The 21548-nt window shown below is 70.0% G+C and carries 15 protein-coding genes; 8 read left to right on the top strand and 7 right to left on the bottom strand.

All coding sequences use genetic code 11. The annotated features are described in order from the left end of the window. Window positions 1–3 precede the first annotated feature (3 nt). From GXY85_11055 to GXY85_11070, 4 genes are all read left to right on the top strand, one after another. Window positions 4–1161 (top strand): GNAT family N-acetyltransferase, encoded by a 1158-nt coding sequence (locus tag GXY85_11055; GenBank protein ID NLW51358.1) that lies wholly within the window; start codon window positions 4–6, stop codon window positions 1159–1161. A gap of 280 nt (window positions 1162–1441) precedes the next feature. Continuing rightward, entirely contained in the window at window positions 1442–4501 is a 3060-nt protein-coding gene (locus GXY85_11060) for a hypothetical protein (protein ID NLW51359.1), read from the top strand. A gap of 119 nt (window positions 4502–4620) precedes the next feature. Further along, complete coding sequence (locus GXY85_11065) at window positions 4621–5370, top strand: amidohydrolase family protein (protein ID NLW51360.1); 750 nt, start codon at window positions 4621–4623, stop codon at window positions 5368–5370. Between the two features lie 4 nt (window positions 5371–5374). Further along, on the top strand, window positions 5375–6193 hold the full coding sequence (locus GXY85_11070; GenBank protein NLW51361.1) for an amidohydrolase family protein: 819 nt from the start codon (window positions 5375–5377) through the stop codon (window positions 6191–6193). Between the two features lie 3 nt (window positions 6194–6196). On the opposite strand, the gene GXY85_11075 is transcribed toward GXY85_11070, so the two are convergent. The 5 genes from GXY85_11075 to GXY85_11095 form a co-directional block, all read right to left on the bottom strand. Then, window positions 6197–7174 (bottom strand): carbon-nitrogen hydrolase family protein, encoded by a 978-nt coding sequence (locus GXY85_11075; GenBank protein NLW51362.1) that lies wholly within the window; start codon window positions 7172–7174, stop codon window positions 6197–6199. A gap of 53 nt (window positions 7175–7227) precedes the next feature. Next, on the bottom strand, window positions 7228–8388 hold the full coding sequence (locus tag GXY85_11080) for a hypothetical protein (GenBank protein NLW51363.1): 1161 nt from the start codon (window positions 8386–8388) through the stop codon (window positions 7228–7230). Window positions 8389–8408: 20 nt separating this feature from the next. Continuing rightward, on the bottom strand, window positions 8409–9656 hold the full coding sequence (locus GXY85_11085; protein ID NLW51364.1) for a hypothetical protein: 1248 nt from the start codon (window positions 9654–9656) through the stop codon (window positions 8409–8411). Between the two features lie 110 nt (window positions 9657–9766). Further along, window positions 9767–10474, bottom strand: a complete 708-nt coding sequence (locus tag GXY85_11090; protein NLW51365.1) for a phosphotransferase — start codon at window positions 10472–10474, stop codon at window positions 9767–9769. A 165-nt stretch (window positions 10475–10639) separates the two neighbouring features. Further along, window positions 10640–11485, bottom strand: a complete 846-nt coding sequence (locus GXY85_11095; GenBank protein NLW51366.1) for a helix-turn-helix transcriptional regulator — start codon at window positions 11483–11485, stop codon at window positions 10640–10642. A 321-nt stretch (window positions 11486–11806) separates the two neighbouring features. Between GXY85_11095 and GXY85_11100 the strand changes: the two genes are divergently transcribed. Then, window positions 11807–14623: an insulinase family protein gene (locus GXY85_11100; GenBank protein NLW51367.1), complete on the top strand. Its 2817-nt coding sequence runs from the start codon at window positions 11807–11809 to the stop codon at window positions 14621–14623. Window positions 14624–14761: 138 nt separating this feature from the next. Here GXY85_11100 and GXY85_11105 read toward each other — a convergent pair whose 3' ends face one another. Then, window positions 14762–16075: a DUF401 family protein gene (locus GXY85_11105; protein NLW51368.1), complete on the bottom strand. Its 1314-nt coding sequence runs from the start codon at window positions 16073–16075 to the stop codon at window positions 14762–14764. A gap of 164 nt (window positions 16076–16239) precedes the next feature. Between GXY85_11105 and GXY85_11110 the strand changes: the two genes are divergently transcribed. Beyond that, a complete protein-coding gene (locus tag GXY85_11110; protein NLW51369.1) occupies window positions 16240–16503 on the top strand; it encodes a hypothetical protein in 264 nt (87 codons plus the stop codon). A gap of 16 nt (window positions 16504–16519) precedes the next feature. On the opposite strand, the gene GXY85_11115 is transcribed toward GXY85_11110, so the two are convergent. Beyond that, on the bottom strand, window positions 16520–18028 hold the full coding sequence (locus tag GXY85_11115) for a protein kinase (GenBank protein ID NLW51370.1): 1509 nt from the start codon (window positions 18026–18028) through the stop codon (window positions 16520–16522). Between the two features lie 445 nt (window positions 18029–18473). On the opposite strand from GXY85_11115, the gene GXY85_11120 reads away from it, so the two are divergent. Continuing rightward, the gene (locus GXY85_11120; GenBank protein NLW51371.1) at window positions 18474–20462 is read left to right on the top strand and encodes a hypothetical protein; all 1989 of its coding nucleotides are present in this window, start codon (window positions 18474–18476) and stop codon (window positions 20460–20462) included. 46 nt (window positions 20463–20508) lie between these two features. Then, window positions 20509–21393 carry a prepilin peptidase gene (locus tag GXY85_11125; GenBank protein ID NLW51372.1) on the top strand — a complete coding sequence of 295 codons (885 nt, stop codon included), beginning with the start codon at window positions 20509–20511 and terminating at the stop codon, window positions 21391–21393. Window positions 21394–21548 lie beyond the last annotated feature (155 nt).

Consider the following 21548-nt stretch of genomic DNA (forward strand, 5'->3'; position numbering starts at 1 on the left):
GCAATGACAGAACAGCCGGATGGTGGTGTGACCATGCGGCGGGCCGTCATGGCCGACCGCGACGAACTCCTGACCGTGCTGACGCGTGCCTTCTCCCGCGACGAGGCCCATCCGATCGACTTCCTGAGCTTCGTCCCCCATGTGTTCACGCCGGAGCGCATCGGCGACCATCTGCTCTACCTGGAGGGCGGCCGGATCCTCGGCTGCCTGGGGCTCTACCCGTACGAGATGAGGGTCGGCGGCGTCTCCTTCCGTGCCGCTGCGCTCGGACAGGTCGCCACCCTCCCCGAAGCGCGCGGACGCGGCGTCATGAGCGCTTTGCTGAGCGATATCTGTCGCGACGCCGATGCCGCCGCCTATGACTTCTGCTGGCTGGGCGGCGACAGGACCCGCTACGGCCGGCACGGGTGGGCGATCGGAGGGATGCGGCTGCGTTTCTGGTTCCCGGCGCGCTATCTGCCGGACCCGCCGGACGAGTCCTGGGCCCGCCCGCTGGACCCCGCCCGCGACTTTGAACTTGTGCGCGACCACCTGGCGCAGGACGCCGACACCGTCGTGGCCGACGACGTGGAACTGCGACGCATCCTGGAGGGCGAGGCGACCGGCGGCTGGGTGGCCGGCGATTCGTTCGTCATCCACCGGCGCGGCCTTGGGAACGTCCACCTGGGCCGGGGCGCCGTCGAGCAGATCGGCCGGCTGCTGGCCTGCCACCTGCGCTGGCTCGGCAGGCAGCCGGCATGGCGGGGCGACCTGGTCGTCGAGTGCGCTGCCGCCCCGTCGGACCTCCTGCGGGCGGCCCACGTTTACCACGCCGGCATGACCGTCGAGCCGTCCGGCATGTTCCGCCTCGGCCCCCTCCGGCCGTTCCTGGAGAAGGCCTGCCGGGTGGCGCAGCCGGGGATCGCCTGCGGCTCGGGGCGGGTCTCTCTGGCCAACGCCGACACCGGCGAGACGGCCACGATCACGTGCACGAACGGCCGTCTGGCGGTCCGGGACGGGGCCGGCGACGCACCGCACTTCCGCCTGGGCCGGAAGGACCTGTCCGAGGCATGCTTCGGGCTCTGCCCGCTGGACGTCTGCCTGCCGGGCCTTCCGGCGGATTCGCTCCTCCGGCGGGTCCTGCCGCTGCGGGCCTGCTGGTCGCGTTTCTTCGGGCTCTGACGGGCCGCCGCCGCCCTGGAGGTTCCCAACTCCTGTTTTGTGCGTCGTGCTCCCGGGCAGGCCGGGCGCCGGAGACGACGCCCTCCACGCCCCCCTGGCCCCGCCGTCCAGGCCGTATGGGGGCCGACTTTCGGCACGAGGCGCCTGTCTGCGGCAGGAGCCTTGACACCCCGCCGGGGCGCCCATACGATGCGAGTACTGCCGGGACCTGACCGCGGGACGCGGGTCCACCGCCGAGACGGCAGGTCGGAGAACCCGCGTATGCCTTGAGGATTGAGCCATGAAGATGCGCACGCTGGCGCTGGCCCTGTTTCTGTTCGCGATGTCCACTCCCGCCCTGGCACAGGTTGACCTGAGCCGGCCCCTGCCGGTCGACGAACACACGATCTGCCTGCTGCGTATGGACGAACTCGGCCGAGGGCAGGTGCAGGAGGCCGTGAGCGGCCGTCTCTTCCCCGCGGCGGGCGCCGTGGGTTCGCTTGGCCGATTCGGGGGCGCCCTGAGCCTGAGGGGGGTGGACGGCTGGATCGACCTGCCGAACCGGCCCGAGTCCCCCCCGGCCGACGGGATGACGGTCGAATGCTGGGTCAAGTTCCGCAGCCGGGCCTCCGGCGACATCATCTGCCGCAACGGCGGCTACATGATGCGCCTCGGCGGCTCGGTGAGCGCCATGTTCCACGTCGACGGCGGCTGGCGCACCCTGGCCGGGTCGGCGTCCGTGCCGGTCGGGCGCTGGACGCACCTGGCCATGACCTACGACCGGGCCACACGCGAGATCCGCATCTACGTGGACGGCGAGCTGGACACCGCGGGCGTGCCGCGCGGGCTGACGGCGACCATCGCCGACCCGGCCGCGCCGGGGTTCGCCGCCGAGGAACGGCGGGCGGCGGTCGACACGGGCCTGCTGGACGCCGGGGCGTCGGTCCTGCGGATCGGGGGCAACACGTGGAGCGTGGCCGGATCGGTGCCGGACGCGCTGATGGACGAGATCCGGGTCTCCTCTGTGGCCAGGGCCTACACCCCGCTGCGCGTCGTCGAGGACGCTCCCCTTCCCGAGAACACGAACCTGGTGGGCAATCCGAGCTTCGAATCGGGCATCTACGGCTGGCGCATCTGGCCCGAGGGCAACGGCCATCTGCGCTGGGGCGTCGAGTCGGGCCAGGCGGCCCATGGGCAGTCCTTCCTGCGCGCCCGCGAACCCGCTGCGCGGACCATCGTCTCCTACCCGTTCCCCATCGTCCGGGGCAGGACGCACACCGTCTCGGCCTCGATGCGGGCCGACACGCCGTGCGATGCGCTCCTGCGGCTTCGTCTGACCGGCAGGGGCTCGGGCGGGGCGCGGTCCAGGCGGAGCAGCCCCATGCGGATCGGCGGGGAATGGCAGCGCGTCTGGGCCACCTTCGACATCCCCGAGGACTGGCCGACCGCCACAGCCTATGTCGAGGTCGGCACGCGCGCGAACGCGATCGTCGATCTCGACGCCGTGAGCGTGGTCGTCGGCGACCGGACGGACTACATGCAGACGGAGGCGGAGTCGATCGGCCTGAACGCCCATCTGCCGCCGCAGCGCACCTACCTTCTGGGCGGCGACTCTGCCCTGCCCGTCACCCTGGCCAACAACGGAGAGGCCGCCCGCAGCCTGACGCTGGCCTGCAGCGTGACCGACTGGCTGGGCCGCGAAGTGACGCGGCAGCAGGTGCCGGTGGGCGCGGTGCCGGCCGGACAGGCGGCGCAGGTCCGGGTGGCCCTGCCCGAGGGGCAGGTCGGCTGGTTCGTCGCCCGGTTCGAGGTGCTGGCGGACGGCCGCGTGGTCAAGCGTGAGGAGCGCCTCTTCAACGTCATCGAGTCGATGCAGGGCGTCGGGGACGCGGCGGACTCTCCCCTGGGCATGAACACGCACATGGAGCGGGAGGCGACCCCCCACCTCGAGTACAACATGCGGATGCTGTCCCTCTGCGGAGTCAAGTGGGTCCGCGCCTGGTGGGGATGGGGCATGGCCGAGAAGCAGCCCGGCCAGTTCGACTGGACCGAATACGACCGCCAGCTCGAGACGGTGCGGGGCGCCGGCATGGAGATCATGCCGATCCTCCTGCGCTACTACCCCGAGTATGAGCAGGAGTGGGCCGGAGAGACGCGTCGCATCCAGTTGCGGCCCCACGACCTGAACCAGTGGGCCTCGTTCGTGCGGACGACGGCCGAGCGCTACCGGGGCCGCGTGAAGGCCTGGGAGGTGTGGAACGAACCGACGTACACGATGGATGCCGACTACTATGCCCAACTGCTGAAGGCGACCTGGGACAGCATCCGGGCGGTCGACCCGGACGTCACCGTCGTCGGATTCGGCGGATCCAGCCCCGCGTATGTCCGCGGAGCGCTCCAGGCGGGCGCCGCCGGCAGCTTCGACGTCATCGCCGACCACAGCTACAGCCAGTTGACGCAGCCCTTCCATCGGATGGCCAATCTGGCCGCGGAGTTCACAGCCGTGACTGCGCGCTTCAACGTTCCGAACCGCATCTGGCATACCGAACAGGGCACCCAGAGCGACGGCGCGGGCTACCGCGTCTCCGAGCAGACCGAGGAGCAGTGCGCCGTGAACGTGATCCAGGGCTACCTGTCGGCCCTCTCGACCGGCGTGGAGAAGTTCTTCTGGTTCAGCGCGCAGACGACGGCCGGCTATGGCTGGGGCGTCTTCTACGAGAACTACGTGCCTCGCCCGCGGCTGGTCGCCATCAACGGCCTGGCCCGCCTGCTGAACGGCCGGCATGCCACCGGGCGCATGGAGCTGGCCGACGGCCGGATCGCCTGTGTGCTTCTGGACGGCGAGGCGGGTGCGGCGGCGGCGCTGTGGAACCTGTCGGAGATCATGTCCGTGCGGCTGCCCCAGGGCACGCAGGCGACCTGGACCGACATGCTGGGCAACCCGACCGAGCCGGACGCCGATGGCCGGGTCCAACTCCGGATGGGCCGGCCGCTCTACGTCCTGGCTGACGGAGCCGGCGTCGACCGCCTGGTCCAGGCGCTCCAGGGGGCCGAGGCGATCCCATGCGAGCCGCTGGAGGCCACGGTGACGCGTGCCGCCGACGGCTCGCTGGCGGTGGTCCTCCGCAACGTCAGCGTGGAGCACACCGACGCCCGTCTGGCCGTGCACGCGCCGGCGTTGTTCGCGGAGGCTCCGGCGCCCGTGGCGGTCGTCGACCTGGCGCCCGGGGCCGCCTACACGGCCACGTTCCGTCTGGATACGGCGCCAGCGGCCGGCACGGATGTGCCGGTGACCGTGCGGCTGGAGATCGGCGGCCACGGCATCCGCACCGTCACGGTGCAGCCCGCCGTCCGCTACTGACCCGAGGGCGAGCCCCGGCGGACCACGCGCCCGCAGCGTATTGCTATGCGCCCGTGCGGCCGCTATGATGCCGAGGCATGCTTGTGGCTGACTGACCGAACGCATTCGAGGCGCAAGTGATGAGATTCTTCGACTGCAACTGCTTCATCGGGCGGCCGCTGATCGCCATGCTGAAGCCCGCCCCGGCGGCGGGCGATCTGCTGTCCGAGATGGACCGTGCAGGCATTGAGAAGGCCCTCGTCTGGCACGTGGTGCAGCGCGACTGCGCCGTGCCGACCGGCAACGCCCTGCTGGCGCGGGAGATCGCCGGGCATCGCGACCGGCTGACCGGCTGCTGGGCGGTCCTGCCGCCCCAGACGGGCGAGCTGCCCCCGCCGGAGGAGTTCTGCGACCGCATGGCGGAGGCCGGCGTGCGCGCCCTGCGCGCCTTCCCCGACCGCCACCACTACCTGCTGCGGCGCGAGTCCTGCGGCCCCCTGCTGGACGTCCTGGTGGAGCGGCGCATCCCGCTCTTCCTGGAGGCGCGCGGCCCGGGGCAGTGGCAGGCGATCTACGACCTGATGCGGGACTTCCCGGACCTCGTCTGCGTGCTGGCCGACATGCACGTGTGGGGCACCGACCGCTGGTTCCGCCCGCTGGTCGAGAACTACGGACACGTCTACGTGGAGATGAGCGAGTACATCCTGGACGGCGGCGTCGACGCGTTCGTCGAGTCCTACGGAGCCGACCGCATGCTGTTCGGCACGGGCTTCCCGAAGATGGAGCACGGCGGCGTGATGTTCATGCTCAAGCACGCCGACATCGCGGACGAGCAGAAGCAGGCCATCGCGGCCGGCAACCTGGAACGAATCCTGTCGGAGGCGAGGTGAGACGATGAAAACGCAGACGCCGATCCGGCCGGGTTCCGAACTGGCCGCCGAGTTCTGGGAACACGGCCGCAGCGAGTCGTGCCCTATCTACGACATGCACGGCCACATGGGCGAGTGGTATGCCATCTACTTCCCCCGCGCCCAGGCGGCCGAGATGATCCGCAGCATGGACGCCGCCGGCGTGAAGCTGCTCTGCTTCGCGCACCACGCGGCGCTGCTGGCGCCGGAGGTCGGCAACCGGCCGGCCGTCGACGCCGTGCGCGCCTTCCCCGATCGGTTGCGCGCCTACATGGCGATCAACCCGCAGTACCCGGACATCATCGAGCGTGACCTGGCGCAGTTCGACGGCATGCGCGACGTCTTCGTGGGACTGAAGTTCCTGGCCAGCTACCACCAGGCGGACCTGAGGGACGGGCGCTACCGGCCCGCGCTGGAGTTCGCGAACGAGCGCGCCCTGCCGGTGCTCCTCCACACGTGGAAAGGGGCGGCGAACAACGGGCCGGAGCAGGTGCGGGCGATCGCCGGCCGGTACGAGCGGGCGCGTTTCCTGTGCGGCCACAGCTTCCACGACGACTGGGAGGCCGCCGTCTCCGTCGCCCGCGACTGCCCCAACACCTACCTGGAGTTGACCGCCGTGCTGGGCTACCGCGGCGTGATCGACGTGCTCTGCGAGGGCGCCGGCAGCGACCGGCTGCTGTTCGGCACCGACCTGCCGTGGTTCGACGAACAGCACGGCCTGGGCGCGCTGCTCTCGACCTCGATCAGCGACGACGACATCCACAACATCTGCCACCGCAACGCCGAGAAGCTGCTGGGGCTGTAGGCCCTACGCTCCGACGCCCGGCGGCAGCGTGGGCGGGCCGCCCCGCTCCCGGGCGATGCGCGTGCGGTTGTAGGCCACCCATTCCCTGGTCGACATCATCTTCTCGATCTCGACGAATCTGCCGATCGGCATCTCGGGGTCGGTGGACGTCATGAGGCAGCCGCTCTCGGCGCTGTGCCAGTTCCACCGGATGGCGTCGCCGTACTTCTCCTTCACCTGCGCCTCGCGTTCCCAGAGATAGCGGGACGGCAGCACGCGGTAGTCCAGGTCCACCCGGGCGACGGCCACCTGCCGGTTCTCCAGCGATTGCGCGACGACGCATCCGAGCGGGTCCACGATGAAAGACGGCGGCCGCATGATCGACCCGGCGATGTAGTACTGGTAGCGATAGGCGTGGGAGACCAGAAGGCTGCTGCTCGGTGCGGCGGAGGTGAACATGACCAGTTCCGCCTCCCGGGCCGCCAGCGCCTCCCAGCCTTCCTCGAACACAACGTCCCAGCAGATCTGGATGGCCACCCGCCCGAAGTCCGTCTCGAAGACCGGGAACTCCGTGCCCGGCATCTGGCCGCCTTCGACCGAGTCGTCCTGCAGGACGACGGGGAACACCTTGTGGTAGACGCCGGCGGGCTCGCCCCGGCGGTCCAGCAGAACGGCCGAGTTGTGCACGACATCCCCGTCGCGCACGTACATGGGCACGACGATGTAGCAGCCGTGCGCGCGGGCCCGCTCGGCCACGGCGCTGACGGTGCGGCCGTCCAGATCCTCCGCGCCGCCCTGCGGGGAGGTGCCGGGCGGTAGTGCGAAGTGCTCGGGCAGGTTCAGGATGTCGGGGCTCCAGCCCTGCCGCTCGGCCTCGCGGGCCATCTCGTCGATCATCTGCAGGCCGTTGGCCAGGAGCGCGTCGGCGTCCCCCGCGTTGCGGATGGACAGGGTGCACGTTCCAACGACGGCGGGTCTCGGACCCGGCTTGCGCATGGTCATGATGATGCCTCTTCCGGGCGGGCCATCCGGCGGGGGCCGCCCTCATGCAGACGTCAGGATCGGGTTTCGACGCACAGCCGCTTCCACTCGTCGATCATGGCCTCGACGTTGCGCCAGGCGCGTTCCGTGTCGGCGCGGACATTGGTGACCGGCGCCAGGATGAAGCCGCCGCCGGGGGCCAGGACGTCCACGGCCTGCCTCACCTCCTCGCGGATCTCGTCCGGCGTGCCGCACTCGACCGTCAGGTAGCCGCACACGCCGCCCCAGAGGGCCATGCGCCCCTGCGTCTTCCGCTTCATGAGCGGCAGGTCCAGCATGCGGTCCTGCGCCGGGTCGATGCCGAGCAGCACGTCGACGCCGGCCTCCATGAACATGTCCAGCAGCGGCATGGATGAACAACTGACGATGTAGCCGAGCTTCGCGCCGGCGGCGTGGACCTGCTCGGCGTCGCGCTTGAGGATGGGGAACATGAACTCCCGGTAGAGGGCCGGCGACCAGAAGTCGGCGTTCTCATACCACCCGCGGCGGATGAAGACGTCGGGCTGCTGGCCCAGGATGACGTCCATCCGCTTGCGGTTCCAGTCCTCGATGATGGCGAAGTACTCGTGCACGAAGTCGGGGGCGTCCATGCACATCATCATCAGGTCCTGGATGCCGCTGAGCCAGCAGGCCATGTCGCCCTGCATGGCGACGCCGGCCATCGTGGCCAGCCCGCGTTCGGCGGCCAGCGCCCGGGCCTTCCCGGCGTCGGCGGCGTAGGCCTCCGCCTCCTCTTCGGTCGGGGCGGCCAGCAGGTAGCGCAGGGCGTCCAGGCTGTCGTCCGGCGTGATCAGGTGCCTCGTAGCGCGCACGATGATGAAGTCGGAGAGGAAGGGCACGGTGTCGCCGTGCTCCCAGTCTTCGCTCTTGCTCACGGTGCGCAGCAGCTTGCCGGCGGGCGTGTCGTATTCGCTGTGCAGGAGCGGGTAGGAGCCGCCGGGCGGGTCTTCGCGCCATTGCCGGTTCGTCACGCTCGGGGCGTGACGGACGGGGAGGTTGCCGAACTCGACCACGACGTCGAGGCCCATCTCCTGCTGGCGGGTGACGAAATCCTCCCGGCTGCTGCTCTTCCTGCTCAACGCCATGAAGGCGCTGAAACAGCAGGGCACACGGTCCGGTTCGCGGCAGTCGATCGCGGTCAGCACGCGGTCACGGGACGACAGCACGTCGGCCATTGGAGCACCTCCCGGTGCAACTATCTCTTGTAGGCCTTCTCGAGTTTCTTCAATGCGGCGACGATCTGGTCGGCGATCTCCAGTCCGTAGTTCTCATGGATCGGTATCGGGATGTTGTCCAGCATGGCCTGCTCCGCGTTGTCCGCCCGGATGACGGGCCGGCGCGGGCCCTTGTAGTCGGAGCAGGTCCAGGGGAAGCCGCCCTCGCCGAAGACGGTCATGGTCCGGAGCCAGGGCGCCGTCCAGAGGCGGCCGGGATAGCCGTCCATACAGGGGATGCCCTCGGCCTTGAGGGCGCGGCAGAACTGCTGCTTGTCAACCGTCAGGGCGTCCAGTTCGAGCTTGACGCGCAGGTACCAGTAGGAGCTCTGAGTCTGGGGCACCTGGCGGCCCAGCTTCACGGCGTGCCCGTCCTTCATGCCCTCCTTGACGGCCTCGCCGAGCTTGCGGCGGTGGGCGATCATGGCCGGCAGGCGCTTGACCTGCACGCTGCCGATGGTGGCGCCGATCTCGTTCAGGTTGCAGTTGATGCCGGCGCGCACGTTGCCGGGCTCGTCGAGGTGGAAGGGCTTGCCGCGGTCGGCAAACCGGCGCCCCTCCCAATGCAGGTCTTCGTTGTGCGTGTAGACGACGCCGCCCTGCCCGCCGGTGCTGAAGTGCTTGCCGAACATCGTGGAGAAGGCGGCGATGTCGCCCATCGTGCCGACCATCCGGCCCTTGTAGAGGGCGCCGTGCGACTGGGCGCAGTCCTCGACGACGTACAGGTCATGCTTCTTCGCCAGGGCCAGGATGGGGTCCATATCCACCGCCTCGCCCATGATGGGCGGGATGACCAGCGCGCGGGTGCGTTCGGTGATCAGCGGCTCGATCTGCTCGGCGCAGGTGTTGTAGCCCTCGCCGTCGGTGTCGGCCACGACGGGCACGCAGCCCAGCAGGGCGATGGGCATGATGCCGCCCGGATCGGTGATGGCCGAGACGATGACCTCGGAGAACGGCTCCAGCCGGAGGGCCCCCAGGGCGCAGTAGACGGCGTTGGAGCCGGAGTTGACTCCGTCGGCGAACCCGCCGCCCATGAACTCGACGAAGTCCGCCTCGAACTGCCGCTCGCGGGGACCGCTGTAGCCGAACGCGCCGCCCTCGGCGATGGCTTCGTCGAACAGCTCCACAACCGCCTGCTTCTCGGCCTCGGTCATGAGCCCGCGCGGCGGGATCGGCTCGGTCCGCACGGGGGTGCCTCCGTCGATGGCCGGCTTGTCTGCTGCAGACATGGTCTTCCCTTCCTGTAAATCAGTGGATTGGCTCGGTCACGCATACAATGTGGTTCGTAGTGGGTCCGTCTAACAGATACGGCCGATGCTACTGAATCGGCAGACGGCTTTCAAGTTCCGTCGTCGGCACGGCGGGATGGGGGCCGGCGGGCCATGATCTCGAACAGTCCGTCGAGCAGGGCGCGCGGCACCCAGAGGCCGCCGAGATGGTGCAGCCACGTCGCCCTCGCCATTTGGGGTCCGCTGAACGTGTTCGGGCAGAGGCGCCGCTTCCAGTTGAGGACGGCCAGCCGGTCGATGCTCCCCAGCGCCCGGAGCAGGAGGCGCCCCAGGCGGCACGCGGGGTTGAAGCAGAGCGCGCTCTCGAAGTCGAGGACAAGCGGCGTGTCCTGTTCGGAGATGAGCAGGTTGCTGCGGTGCTTGAGGTCCAGGTGGACGACGCCGCGGGCGTGCATCTCGGCGACCATTCGGTCCAGCCTTTGCGTGACGGCCTCGGCACGGCCCGGTTCCAGCTCGCGCCTGCGCGCCTTGCGGCCTTCCAGGAGCGTCATCGCCACGCAGAAGCGGTCGGGGCGGCCGCGGAATCGGGGCACCCCGTCCAGGCCGCTCAGCGCCCGGAGGGCGCGGGCCTCGTGGCCCGTCCCGATCACGCCGAGGCGCCGCCAGATGCCGCGTTTGGCGGCGTAGTCCTTCAGCACGACGGGGCCGTCGGCAGTGTCATAGACGAACAGGTCCGCCTTGTACGGAAGCCCCCGCCGGAGCACCCGGGAGGGAAGCTCACGCAGGTCGTCGCGCGTCAGCTCGGGGCGGCTGTCCATGGGGCGCCGATGGCGAAGGTCAGGTGGGCCCTGCGGAGCCGGCGGCATGGCCGGTGGGGCCCGCATTCTCGACATCACACAGGACGACCCGCGGCGGTGCCCCGGGCGCAGAGATGGCGCGTCGCGCGGCATCGGCGTCCGGCATGCGGGCCTCTCCGCACGCGGCTACTGTGCCGCGAGCGCCGTGAGGGCATGGACCGTGCGGGATCGCGGCGCGCTGCGGCCGGTCTCCCAGTTGGAGACGGAATTCGCCGACACCCCGAGCTTGTCCGCCAGTTCCCTCTGGCTCAGCCCTGCCTTCTGACGGATCTCCCGCACCTGTTCGCTCGACAGCCCGGAGGCGGGCGGGGTTGAGGCGGTCGGCACCCGGCCGAGTCGTTCGGCAACGTCGGCGGTCGACAGGCCGGCCAGTTCCGCCAGGGCCGCGCGGTTCTTCCTCGTGGGCACGGCCTTGCCGGCCTCCCACAGGGCGATGGACGCGGGCGAGACGGACAGCAGCGCGGCCAGGGCGGCCTGCGTGATGGCCAACTGGTTGCGGAGCTTCTTCAGTTGCTCGGGCTTCAGCGCAGCGGGCGCCTGAGCGCGTCCCAGTGCGGCGTCGACGTCGGCGGGCGCCATGCCGCGCAGCGTGACGATCTGGGCCAGATTCGCCTTGCGGGGACGCGAGCGCCCCGATTCCCAGGCCGTCACCGTCACCGCGGAGACCTCGAGCAGTTTCGCCAGATCCTTCTGCGTCAGCGACAGACGCTTGCGCAGGCTCTTCAGGGTGCGGGGAGAGAACCGTGCGTTGTCCACCGTCTCCTCGTCGGCCGGCGGCACGGCCATCTCGCTCTCGCGGACGCTCACAAGTTCGCCCACGGTGCCTTCGATCGCCTGTATCTCCTTGCGGAGGCTCCGCACCTCGCGCGTCAGTTCGCGTACGCGCGCGGCGGTGTCGCCGTAGACCTGGTTGGCGATCCGCTTGCTGTGGTACTGGACCAGGTCTCTCAATGCATCCTCAACACGCGACATCGTGTTCCTCCCGGCAGGGCTCCGGCTCTCAGAAGAATCCCGAACAGCATGACATTGCGCCATTATCGCCGAAATGTCGGCCCTGTGCAATGCGCGGTGGCCTGGCTGGACGTTCTGTCGCTTATGCACAACATGGCAGTAATGTTGGTCATCCTCCGAGGAACGGCGCGCTGCTACGGCGCGTTCGCTCTCCGCAGGGAGGCCGGCCGGGCACAAGTCACTGCGTTTCCGACGGACCGATGGCGCACGGTTTCGCGCGCGAGTTGTGGATGGTAGACTGAACGCTCTGGGGACCGGCTTCGACAACGGAAGGGAACGCCCATGTTGGATGCACGCCGTTCGGCCGTCGTACTGTGCCTGTTCATCCTGGCCGCCGTGTCGCGGTCGGCCGCTGCCGAGGCGGCCGACCCGGCCGATCCTCTGCCCGTCGATCCGAACGTGCGCGTCGTCGTGTTGCCGAACGGTCTGGAATGCTGGCTGCGTGCGCACTCCACGCCGCCGGAACGGGTGGGCATGTGGCTGCACGTGGGCAGCGGTTCCATCAATGAGCAGGAGGATCAGCGGGGGCTTGCCCATTTTCTGGAGCACATGGCCTTCGAGGGCAGCGAGCACTTCCCGCCGGGCGAGTTGGTCCGCTACTTCGAGTCCATCGGCCTGACGTTCGGCCGCCACCAGAACGCGTTCACAAGCTTCGACCAGACAACGTACGTCCTGACGCTGCCGAACACGGACGAGGAGACCATCCGCAAGGGCCTGTTGTGCATGGCGGACTTCGCCTTCCGCCTGAGCCTGCCGCCGGAGCAGATCGAGCGTGAACGCGGCGTGATCCTGGAGGAGATGCAGGCGCGCAAGGGGCCCGGGCAGCGGACGTTCGAGCGACTGCTGCCGATCGTCCTGCCGGGGTCTCGCGTGGCGGAGAGGGTGCCCATCGGGCTGGAGGAGGTCGTGCGCGCCGCCGGGCGCGAGCAGTTCGCCCGCTACTACCGGACCTGGTACCGGCCCGACAACAGCGTGCTGATGGTCGTCGGCGACGTGGCTCTCGACGCCATGGAGGCGATGGTGCGCGATGCGTTCGCCGAGTGGCCGGCGGCCGAGGACCCCGCCGCCGACGCCGACCCGGGCATCGTGCCCTATGCGGAGGCACGCGCCGACGTCATCACCGACCCCGAGGTGACGCGTGCCGACGTGGCCGTCATCCGCGTGCGGCCGATCGAGCGGATGCAGACGGTGGGGGACTTCCGGCGTTCGCTCGTGGACGGCATGGGGCGATGGATCGTGAACCGGCGGCTCAACCAGATGGTCAACGAGGGCCGGGCGCCGTTTCAGAACGCCGCCCTTCACAAGAGCACGCTGTGGAACGTGTGCACCTACCTGGAGGCGGAGGCGTCCGGCTCCCCGGAGCACTGGCGCGAGATGCTGCGTGCAATCGCCGTCGAGGTCAGGCGGGCGCGGGAACACGGCGTGCTGCCTTCGGAACTCGACGACGCGCGCCGCGCCACGCTGGCCTCGGCGGAACAGGCCGCGCGCGTTGAAGGCACGCGGGACACCCGTTCCCTGCTGGGCGAGATGAACGGCCTGGTATCAGAGAGACGCAGGCCCATGTCCGCCGCTCAGCGCCGGGACCTCATCGTGGCTCTGCTGGACTCGGTGACGGCCGACGAGGTGGCCGAGTCGCTCCGGCGGGACTTCTCGCTCGACGATGCGCTGGCGCTGGCCACCATGCCCGAGGCGGAGGGGCAGGCACCGCCCTCCCCGGACGAACTGCTGGCCGTGCTGGCCCAGGCGCGAGCCGACGCCGTCGTGCCGCCGGTCGAACGCGAGCGCCCCGCCGCCCTTCTGGAACGCGAACCCGCCCCCGGCGCCGTCGCGCGGCAGGAGCTGGACCCGGACCTGCAGATACTGTCCGCCACGCTGGCGAACGGCGTGCGTATCCACCTGCGCAGCATGGACTTCAAGAAGGATGAAGTGCTGGTGCGCATCGTCCTGGCCGGCGGCGTGCCCTGGGAGACGGCCGGCAGCCGCGGACTGAGCGAGGCGGTCGTTGCCGCCTTCCAGCAGCCGGCGACCTCCCGCCTGTCCTCGACCGACGTCCGCGACCTGCTGACCGGCAGGAACGTGGGGCTGACCGGCAAGTGCGCCCGCGACCGGATGGTCATCGAGGTTGCCGGAACGCCCGACGACATCGAGGAGGGCCTCCGCCTGGCCCATGCCCTGCTGACCGATGCCGTGCTGGAGCCCTCGGCGCTGAAGACCTGGCGCCAGAAGACGCGACAGGAGCTGGAGGGCCGGCGCACCGACGTCCGGGCGCAGCTCTGGGATGCCGTCGACGGCACGCTGAGCGGCGGCGATCCGCGCTTCGCCCCTCCGACGCTCGCCCAGGTGGACGGCATCCGGATTGCCGATGCGCAGCGCTGGCTGGATCGGATCGTGGGCACGGCGCCGATCGAGGCGGCGATCGTGGGCGACATCGACCGCGACCGGGCCCTGGAACTGGCACTGCGCTACCTGGGTTCCCTGCGCCGGCGTCCGGAGATCGGGCCGCTCTCGCCCGAGCTGCGCCGGACAGTGCCCTCGCCCGGCCCCCTGACGGCGGAGGTGCCCGTGGACACGGTCACGCCCACGGCGGCTACGCTGGTGGGTTGGCGCGGAGCGGACTGGGCCGACGTGAAGGACCGGCGCGTGCTCCAGATCGCCGCGCAGATCATGACCAGCCGCCTGCGCGAGGAAATGCGCCAGCAGCGGGGACTGGCCTACTCGCCCTACTGCACCGCCATCCCGGCGCAGACGTATCCCGGCACGGGGCTTCTGGCGGCGGTGCTGGCCGGGGACCCGGCCAATGCCGACGAGGCGGCGCAGTTGATGCGCAACGCGATCGAGCGGTTTGCGGCGGACGGGCCCACCGAGGACGAGATGGCGACGGTGCGCAAGCAGTTCGCGAACCAGATCGAGACCCAGATGAAGGAGCCGCGCTACTGGCTGGGCGTCCTGGCGGACCTGGACTACGTCGGCACGCACCTGAAGGACGTAAAGGAGGTCATGGAGAAATACCTGTCCTACACGGGGCGCGACCTGCAGGAGACGGCCCGCAGGTATGTGACCGAGGAGCGGCGCATCCAGGTCGTGGCGCGGCCGCGCTGACGGATGCCGACCGCACGGGGGTCCCGGGACAACGATCGCCTGCGCGCATGTGCCTCCCGGGCGCGCAGGCGACCCCCAGCCCCGTCCGTCGGTTCACGGCCGTGTCGGATCCCCGCGAGACTCGGGGGGGAGGACGGATCAGAAGACGTTCAGCAGGACGTACATGCCGAGCGAGCCGGCCAGGACCACGGCCGCGAGCCTCAGCAGGCCGGCTGCGTTGGCGAACACCGACGTTCTGAAGTACTCGCTGGTCACGACCAGGCAGACGTGCACGGGCGAGAGAAGCTGTCCCACGTGGCCGAACCCGTATGCCAGCGCCGTCGCCGCCATGCGGGTCGCCGCGCTCGGGTCCTCGCCGATCAGGCTCATGACGATCGGGAAGCTGGCCCCCACGAAGCCGATGGCAAGGCCCGTGGCCAGTCCGCTGACCAGGGGCAGGAGCATGACGATGGCCGGCACGGGGATGCCTGAGTCGGCCATCTCGGCGTGCATGTGCGCCACCAGCGTCCGGCCGTCCGGCAGCGTGGCCTCGATGAAGGCGCCGTAGATGCGCACCACCATGACCAGGAGGACCATCTTGCCGGCCTGGCGCGAGAGCAGCACGTCCCGCCACTGCGCGCTCCGGATCGGACGCTGGACCTGGAGCACCGCCATCGCGCCGCACAGGCCCAGCAGCATGGGAAGGTAGCGGTTCATCGCCGGCAGGCCGGGGCGGACCGACGAGAGCCCGGCGTGGGCCAGCCGGACCACGCCGTAGCAGCCGATCACCACCAGGATCGGCAGCATGGCGCTCAGCGTCCGATGGGCTCTGCGGGCACCGGGTGCGGGGGCCGGCCCCGCCTCGGCCGGTATGCGCCGCAGCAGGAAGAGCCAACCCGCCGCGACGGCGCAGAGGGTGAGCGGCACGCCCAGGACCATGAACTGCCAGACCTCGAGCTTCGTGATCTGCATCGCGAGCAGCACGCCCGGGTAGAGCGGCCACCAGTACTCCCAGATGTGACGGAACCAGTGATTGGCCAGGGCCTTCGTGCGCGCCGGCAGGGCGCCTTCCGCATCGCAGCTCTCCACCAGCGGCGCGCTGAAGATCGCCCCGCCCGGCATCGGCAGCAGGCCGATCAGGGCCGGCAGCACCGCCATCGCCGCCCGCCTGCTGACCAACCCGCGCACCGAGTCCAGCAGGTCTCCCATCACCCCGCTGGCGGACATCTGTGAACTGAGCGCGATCACCTGGTAGACGACGACCAGGAGGAGGGCATTGTCCGGCGACCAGACGGACGCCCACACGATCCGCCCCATCGCGGCCGCCGGGTGGCCGGACCAGACTGCCAGCACCAGCGCCCCCACGGCCAGCGAGACGACCAGTTGTCCGCAGGCGCGGTTGACGATCAGGATCAGCGCCAGGGCGACGAACACCTTGACCAGGACAGGGGCGGACAGCAGCATGTTCCACATGGCGGGGGACCTTCCGGGCGGCGGCCGGCCAGACGGACGAGCCGTCGATTCTACCCGTCCCGCCGTCCGCCCGCAAAAGTCCGTGGACACCCGCCCCGCCGGCCCGCTACGATCTTGTGTGCGGACACGGGAATGCACAGCCCCCCCGACAAGGACCCCACGCCATGGCCAGGCACCAGTGGCTCACGCCCCGTCAGAAGGGCATCGTCCGGCGCTACTACGAACACAAGGAGACGCTCGGCACCCAGAAGCTGAGCGAGATCGTCTCGGAACTCTACCTGTGCGAGGACGCCGGGAAGGCGGAGCGGCTCTGGCAGCAGGCCCTGACCGCGCTGAAGAACGCCGGCGTCCACGAGGCCCGCGCCAAACGCATCGTGGAGGGGCGCAACCTGGAGCGGCTTGCGCATGTCCTGGAAGAGGTGTTCTGACCCCCGGCGGGGGCGGTCACCCGACCGGTTCCGCCCCGCCGAACAGACGGGAGAGGACGCTCCATATCTGCGGCCAGAAGACGACGAGGGCGATGATGAGGGCCAGCAGGACGGCCGCCTGAATCAGCAGGGGGGCGAGTCGCTTCATGCGGAGCCTGCGCGTGTAGGCCCGGTTCTGCTGCTCGATGTCTCCCATCAGCGAGTGCAGTTGGGCACGTACGGTGCCCGGCTGCGTCGGAGCGTCGCGGTCGACCGGGGCGCTCCGGCCCCGGGGAAACTCCGGCTGAAGCTCGCGGAAGGCGCCCGCGGGCTGCCAGGCCCCGTGTGTGCCCGCGCGTCGCGCGGGCGTATCCCGCGACACCTGGCCCTTGCGGATACGCTCGCGCAGGGCCGGCAGAGAGAACCGTCGGACCTCGACGCCGCCACCCTCCGCCACCCGCATGTCCCACTGGCCGGCGGCCGCCTCGGGCTTCTGCAGGCCGAGCTCGCGCCGGATGTCGCGTTCGCCGAGGCACCGTTCGTCGATGAGGCGGCACAGTTCGCGCGCGGACTGGACGCGATCCTCCGGCTTCTTGGCCAGCATGTGCTCGATCAGGGCCGAGACGGCCCGGGGCACGTCGGGGCGAACCGAGATCGGCGGGCGGACCGGCTCCTTTGCGTGTCGGGTCAGGATCTCCCAGGGCGTGGAGCCGTCGAACGGCACGGCGCCGGTGACGAGGTGGTACCAGGTGGCGCCGAGCGAGTAGATGTCGCTGCGCACGTCGGCCTTCTTGGCATCCGTGCTCTGTTCGGGCGCAGTATAGAGAGGCGTGCCCATGCCCGTTCCGGTGAGGGTCAGCGCCGTCGTCTCCGCGTCGACCTGGCGTGCAAGCCCCAGGTCGGCGATCTTCACGACGCCCTCCCGCGTGATCATGAGGTTATCGGGCTTGATGTCGCGGTGGATGACTCCGGCCTCGTGTGCGCAGGCGAGGCCCTCGGCGGCCTGTCGGATGATGTCCGTTGCCCTGGCCACGGGCAGGGCGCCGTGCTTCTTCACAAGGTGGCGGGCATTGGTCCCGTCGATGAACTCCATGGCGAAGTAATAGCGGCCCCGGTCCTCGGCGACGGCAATGCCGCGCACGATGTTCCTGTGCTGGAGCCGGATGCCCGCCTGAGCCTCCCGGAAGAAGCGTGCCAGGAAGGAGCGCTGCTTGGCCAGATGGGCCGCCAGCAGCTTCACAGCCGCCGGCTCATTCGCGGGGCCCCGGCAGAGCCAGACGCTGCCCATGCCGCCTTCGCCCAGCTTGCGCAGGACCGTGAACTCGCCCAGCGTCTCCACGTCCAGATCGCCTGCGAGGTCCTGGAGCTTCTCGGCCGTGTCCTGGTCAAGCATGCCGTTGAGGACGGCACAGTCCCAGAGCGGGATGTTCGAACCGTGGGCGCGCTTCTGCCCCTGGTATTCCAGGCAGGCCTTCACCTGGTCGGGGCTGAGCGCCTTGCGTTCGACGGCGACGTGCGCAAACCGGTTCTCCTGCGGTGTCGCCATACGGCTCCCCCTGTGCCCCCCCCGATGCCGGCCGCCGAACAACGGCAGGCGAGAGGGCCTGCAGCCTCTCTGCACACACGCGGATCTCAACGCTGAAGATGGCCGCCGCATTCCGGCAGAAACCCCCATCTCAGACGCCAGTCTATGATCCGCCGCTGGGCCTGTCAATGACGAAGTCCCCATGTGTGGGCGCCGTCTGCAGGGGCCCCGACCGGCCCTGCGGCGGCGCATCCCGGCGGCCCCTCTGCCCGACGGGCAGCGGGCTCGGGGCCGGCCGAAAGCGGCGCCCGGGCGTTTGCGGGCGCGGAGACGCCGACCTATAATCGAATCGAGACGTTGCGGGCGGCATCCGGGCGATCGGCCCGGGGCGGGGCGGCTCCCCGCGGCCATGTTGCCCGTCGGGACGGCCTCGTTCGAGGCGCAGGAACGGAAGAGGAAGCTCACGATGGAGTATGCCATACTGGGCAGGACGGGACTGAAGGTCTCACGGCTCGGCTTCGGGTGCATGCGGCTCCCGATGGCGACGGCCACGGCGGTCGATCGCGACCAGGCGATCCCGCTGCTGCGCCGCGCCGTCGATCTGGGCATCAACTACTTCGACACGGCGGTCCACTACTGCGGCGACGACAGCCAGCGCGTGCTCGGGGAGGCCATGGAGGACATCCGCGACCGCGTCATCCTGTCCACCAAGAACCATCATTACGACAAGGCAGACGTCGCCGGTTGGTGGCGCAACCTGGAGGACTCGCTCGAACGGCTGCGCACCGGCTGCATCGACGTATATAACTTCCATTACCTGGATTACGACAAGTATGAGAAGTCGCTCGCCGGCGACGACGGGCTCTACAAGCAGATGCTGAAGGCCCGCGAGCAGGGCCTGATCGCGCACATCTGCTGCTCGTTCCACGGCCCGGTCGAGTCCATGAAGAAGCTGGTCGATACGGGCGCCTTCGAGTCGATCACCTGCCAGTACAACCTGCTGGACCGCCACTTGGAGGAGGGCATCGCCTGCGCCGCCGAGCACGGCATGGGCGTGACCATCATGGGCCCGGTGGGGGGCGGCCGGCTGGGCTATCCGAGCCCGCAGGCGCGCGAGATCGTCGGCGACGTCCAGAGCACGCCCGAGCTGGCCCTGCGCTTCGTCCTGTCGAACCCCCACGTCACGATCGCCCTGTCCGGCATGAGCACGATGCAGATGCTCGAGGAGAACGTGGCAACCGCCTCGACGGCCGGCACGCTGAGCGAGGGGGACAACCGCCGCATCGCCGCCGCCATCGAGGAGCGCCGCGAGCTGATGGGCCTCTACTGCACCGGCTGCGGCTACTGCATGCCGTGCCCGGCGGGCGTGGACATCCCGGCGAACTTCGAGATACTCAACCTGGAGCGCGTCTTTGGGCTCACCGAGCATGCGCGGAACCGCTACCGGGCGCTGGCGGGCAAGGCGGCGCTCTGCCGGCTCTGCGGTCAGTGCGTGAAGGAGTGCCCGCAGGACCTGGACATCCCCGTCCGCCTGGCCGAGACGGTTGCCGCGCTCGACCCGCGCGCGGGAACCGTCGGCGGATGGCTCGAATGGCAGGGCGCCTCGCGCGCCCGCGGCGGCGCCGTGAAGCTGAAGCTGCGCTACCAGTTGAAGAACTTCACGGACCGCGACTACGGGAGCGTGCGCGTGGAGTTCCAGCCGCTCGCGGGCCAGGAAATCGAGCCGGGCGAGGCGCGGTTCCGCTCCCTGAAGGCCTATGCGCGCCGCCACAAGGATCTGGAAGTGACCCTGCAGACGCCTCTGACGGCCCTGGACCTGCGGGCGCTCGTGAGCTGCGATCAGACGCACCAGGTGGACCACATCCGCGTGCCGCTGGCGGTTGCCCGCCGCGTTGCCGACTACCGGCTCGACGCCCGCGTGCGCCGGCCGGGCATGGTGCACGTGCCGTGGGCCGGCCGGCCGGACGGCGCCGCCCCGCACAGCTTCGACGTGGTCGCAGCCTATGACCGCACGAACCTCTACGTGGCCGTGGACGTTGAAGACGACCTGCTCGACGCCGCCGCCAAGACCATCGAGGGGTGGTGGCAGGAGGCGGACAGCCTGAGCATCTGCCTGGACGGCCGCGCGCCGGAATCGGTCGGCCGCGAGGGCCGCGGAGCCGGCGTGGTCGTCCTCACGATCTACCCGCCGGCCGACCCCGCTGCGAAACCGCAGGTCTCCGGCCCGGCCGGAACGCAGGTGCGCCTGGCACGCACGCCGGTCGGCTATCGCGTTGACTGTGCGCTGCCGTGGAAGGTATTCTCGCAGGTCCGGGGACGCCCGGATCTGATCGGCTTCGACGTCCTCCTCCGGAGCTTCGACGCACAGGACAGACCGGTCGTCCGGCTCAGCTGGAGCGGCCGGGGCGGCCAGGAGAGGACGGCCGCCGCGTTTGGGGCGCTGGTGCTCGCCTGAGCGTCCCGCGCGGGACCGCACGGCGTTCGTCCGAGGGAGGTGCCACTTGCCCATCGCCGCGCTGACAGCCCTCGAGGGCCTGGCGCTGTTCCTGTTCTTCGTGCTCGGGCTGATCGTGGGCAGCTTCCTGAACGTGTGCATCTGGCGCCTGCCGCGCGGGATCAGCGTGAACTTCCCGCGGCGCTCGCTCTGCCCCCGATGCGGCCATTCGCTGGCCTGGGCGGACAACATCCCGGTGGTCAGTTTTCTGCGGCTGCGCGGCCGGTGCCGCTACTGCAGCGACCCGGTCTCGTGGCGCTACCCCTGCGTGGAACTGATCACGGGCCTCCTGTTCGCGCTCATCTACTTCCGCCAGAGGGTGCAGGTGGGCACGGACCTCGGGCAGGTCGTCGTCATGCTGCTGCTGGCCGCCCTGCTGGTCGTCGCCAGCGGCATCGACCTGGAGTTCCTGATCATCCCGGACGAAATCTCGGCCTTCGGGGTGCTCGGCGGGCTGCTGGCGGGGTTCCTGCTCCCGCAACTGCACGTGGGGCCGCTCAACTACCACACGTTTGAGTCGCTGACGGGGCATGTGCGCCTGGACGGCCTGATCGCCTCGGGTATCGGCGCGGTCGGGGGCGGCAGCATGGTGCTCGCGTTCGCGCTGCTGGGGCAGCTCGTGTTCCGCAAGGAGGCGATGGGGCTGGGCGACGTCAAGCTGATGGCGATGATCGGCGCCTTCTTCGGCTGGAGGGTCGTGTTCATGACGTTCTTCCTGGCACCGTTCGTCGGCCTGCTCTACGGCCTGCCGATGCTGCTCATGAACGACGAGCACGTGATGCCCTACGGGCCGTTCCTGTCCATCGGGGCCGTGGTGACGCTGGTCTTCCGCGACGACATCTGCCGGTACCCCGCCATGCTGGAGGAAGTCGTCCGCCTGCTTGCCGGCTGAACGTCGCACGCGGCGGTCGGTCTGGCAGCCCGTTGAAGACGTCCTCTTGTGGCACAGGCGCCCCCCCCGCGCCGGAAGAACCGGCCGCAGATGACGGGCGGCCTGTGATGCGGTATAATCCGCCGGGGCCGTCGTGTGCCGGGCCCCAGGAGTCA

The sequence above is a fragment of the Candidatus Brocadiaceae bacterium genome (genome assembly GCA_012728835.1).
GTDB lineage: Bacteria > Planctomycetota > Brocadiia > SM23-32 > SM23-32 > JAAYEJ01.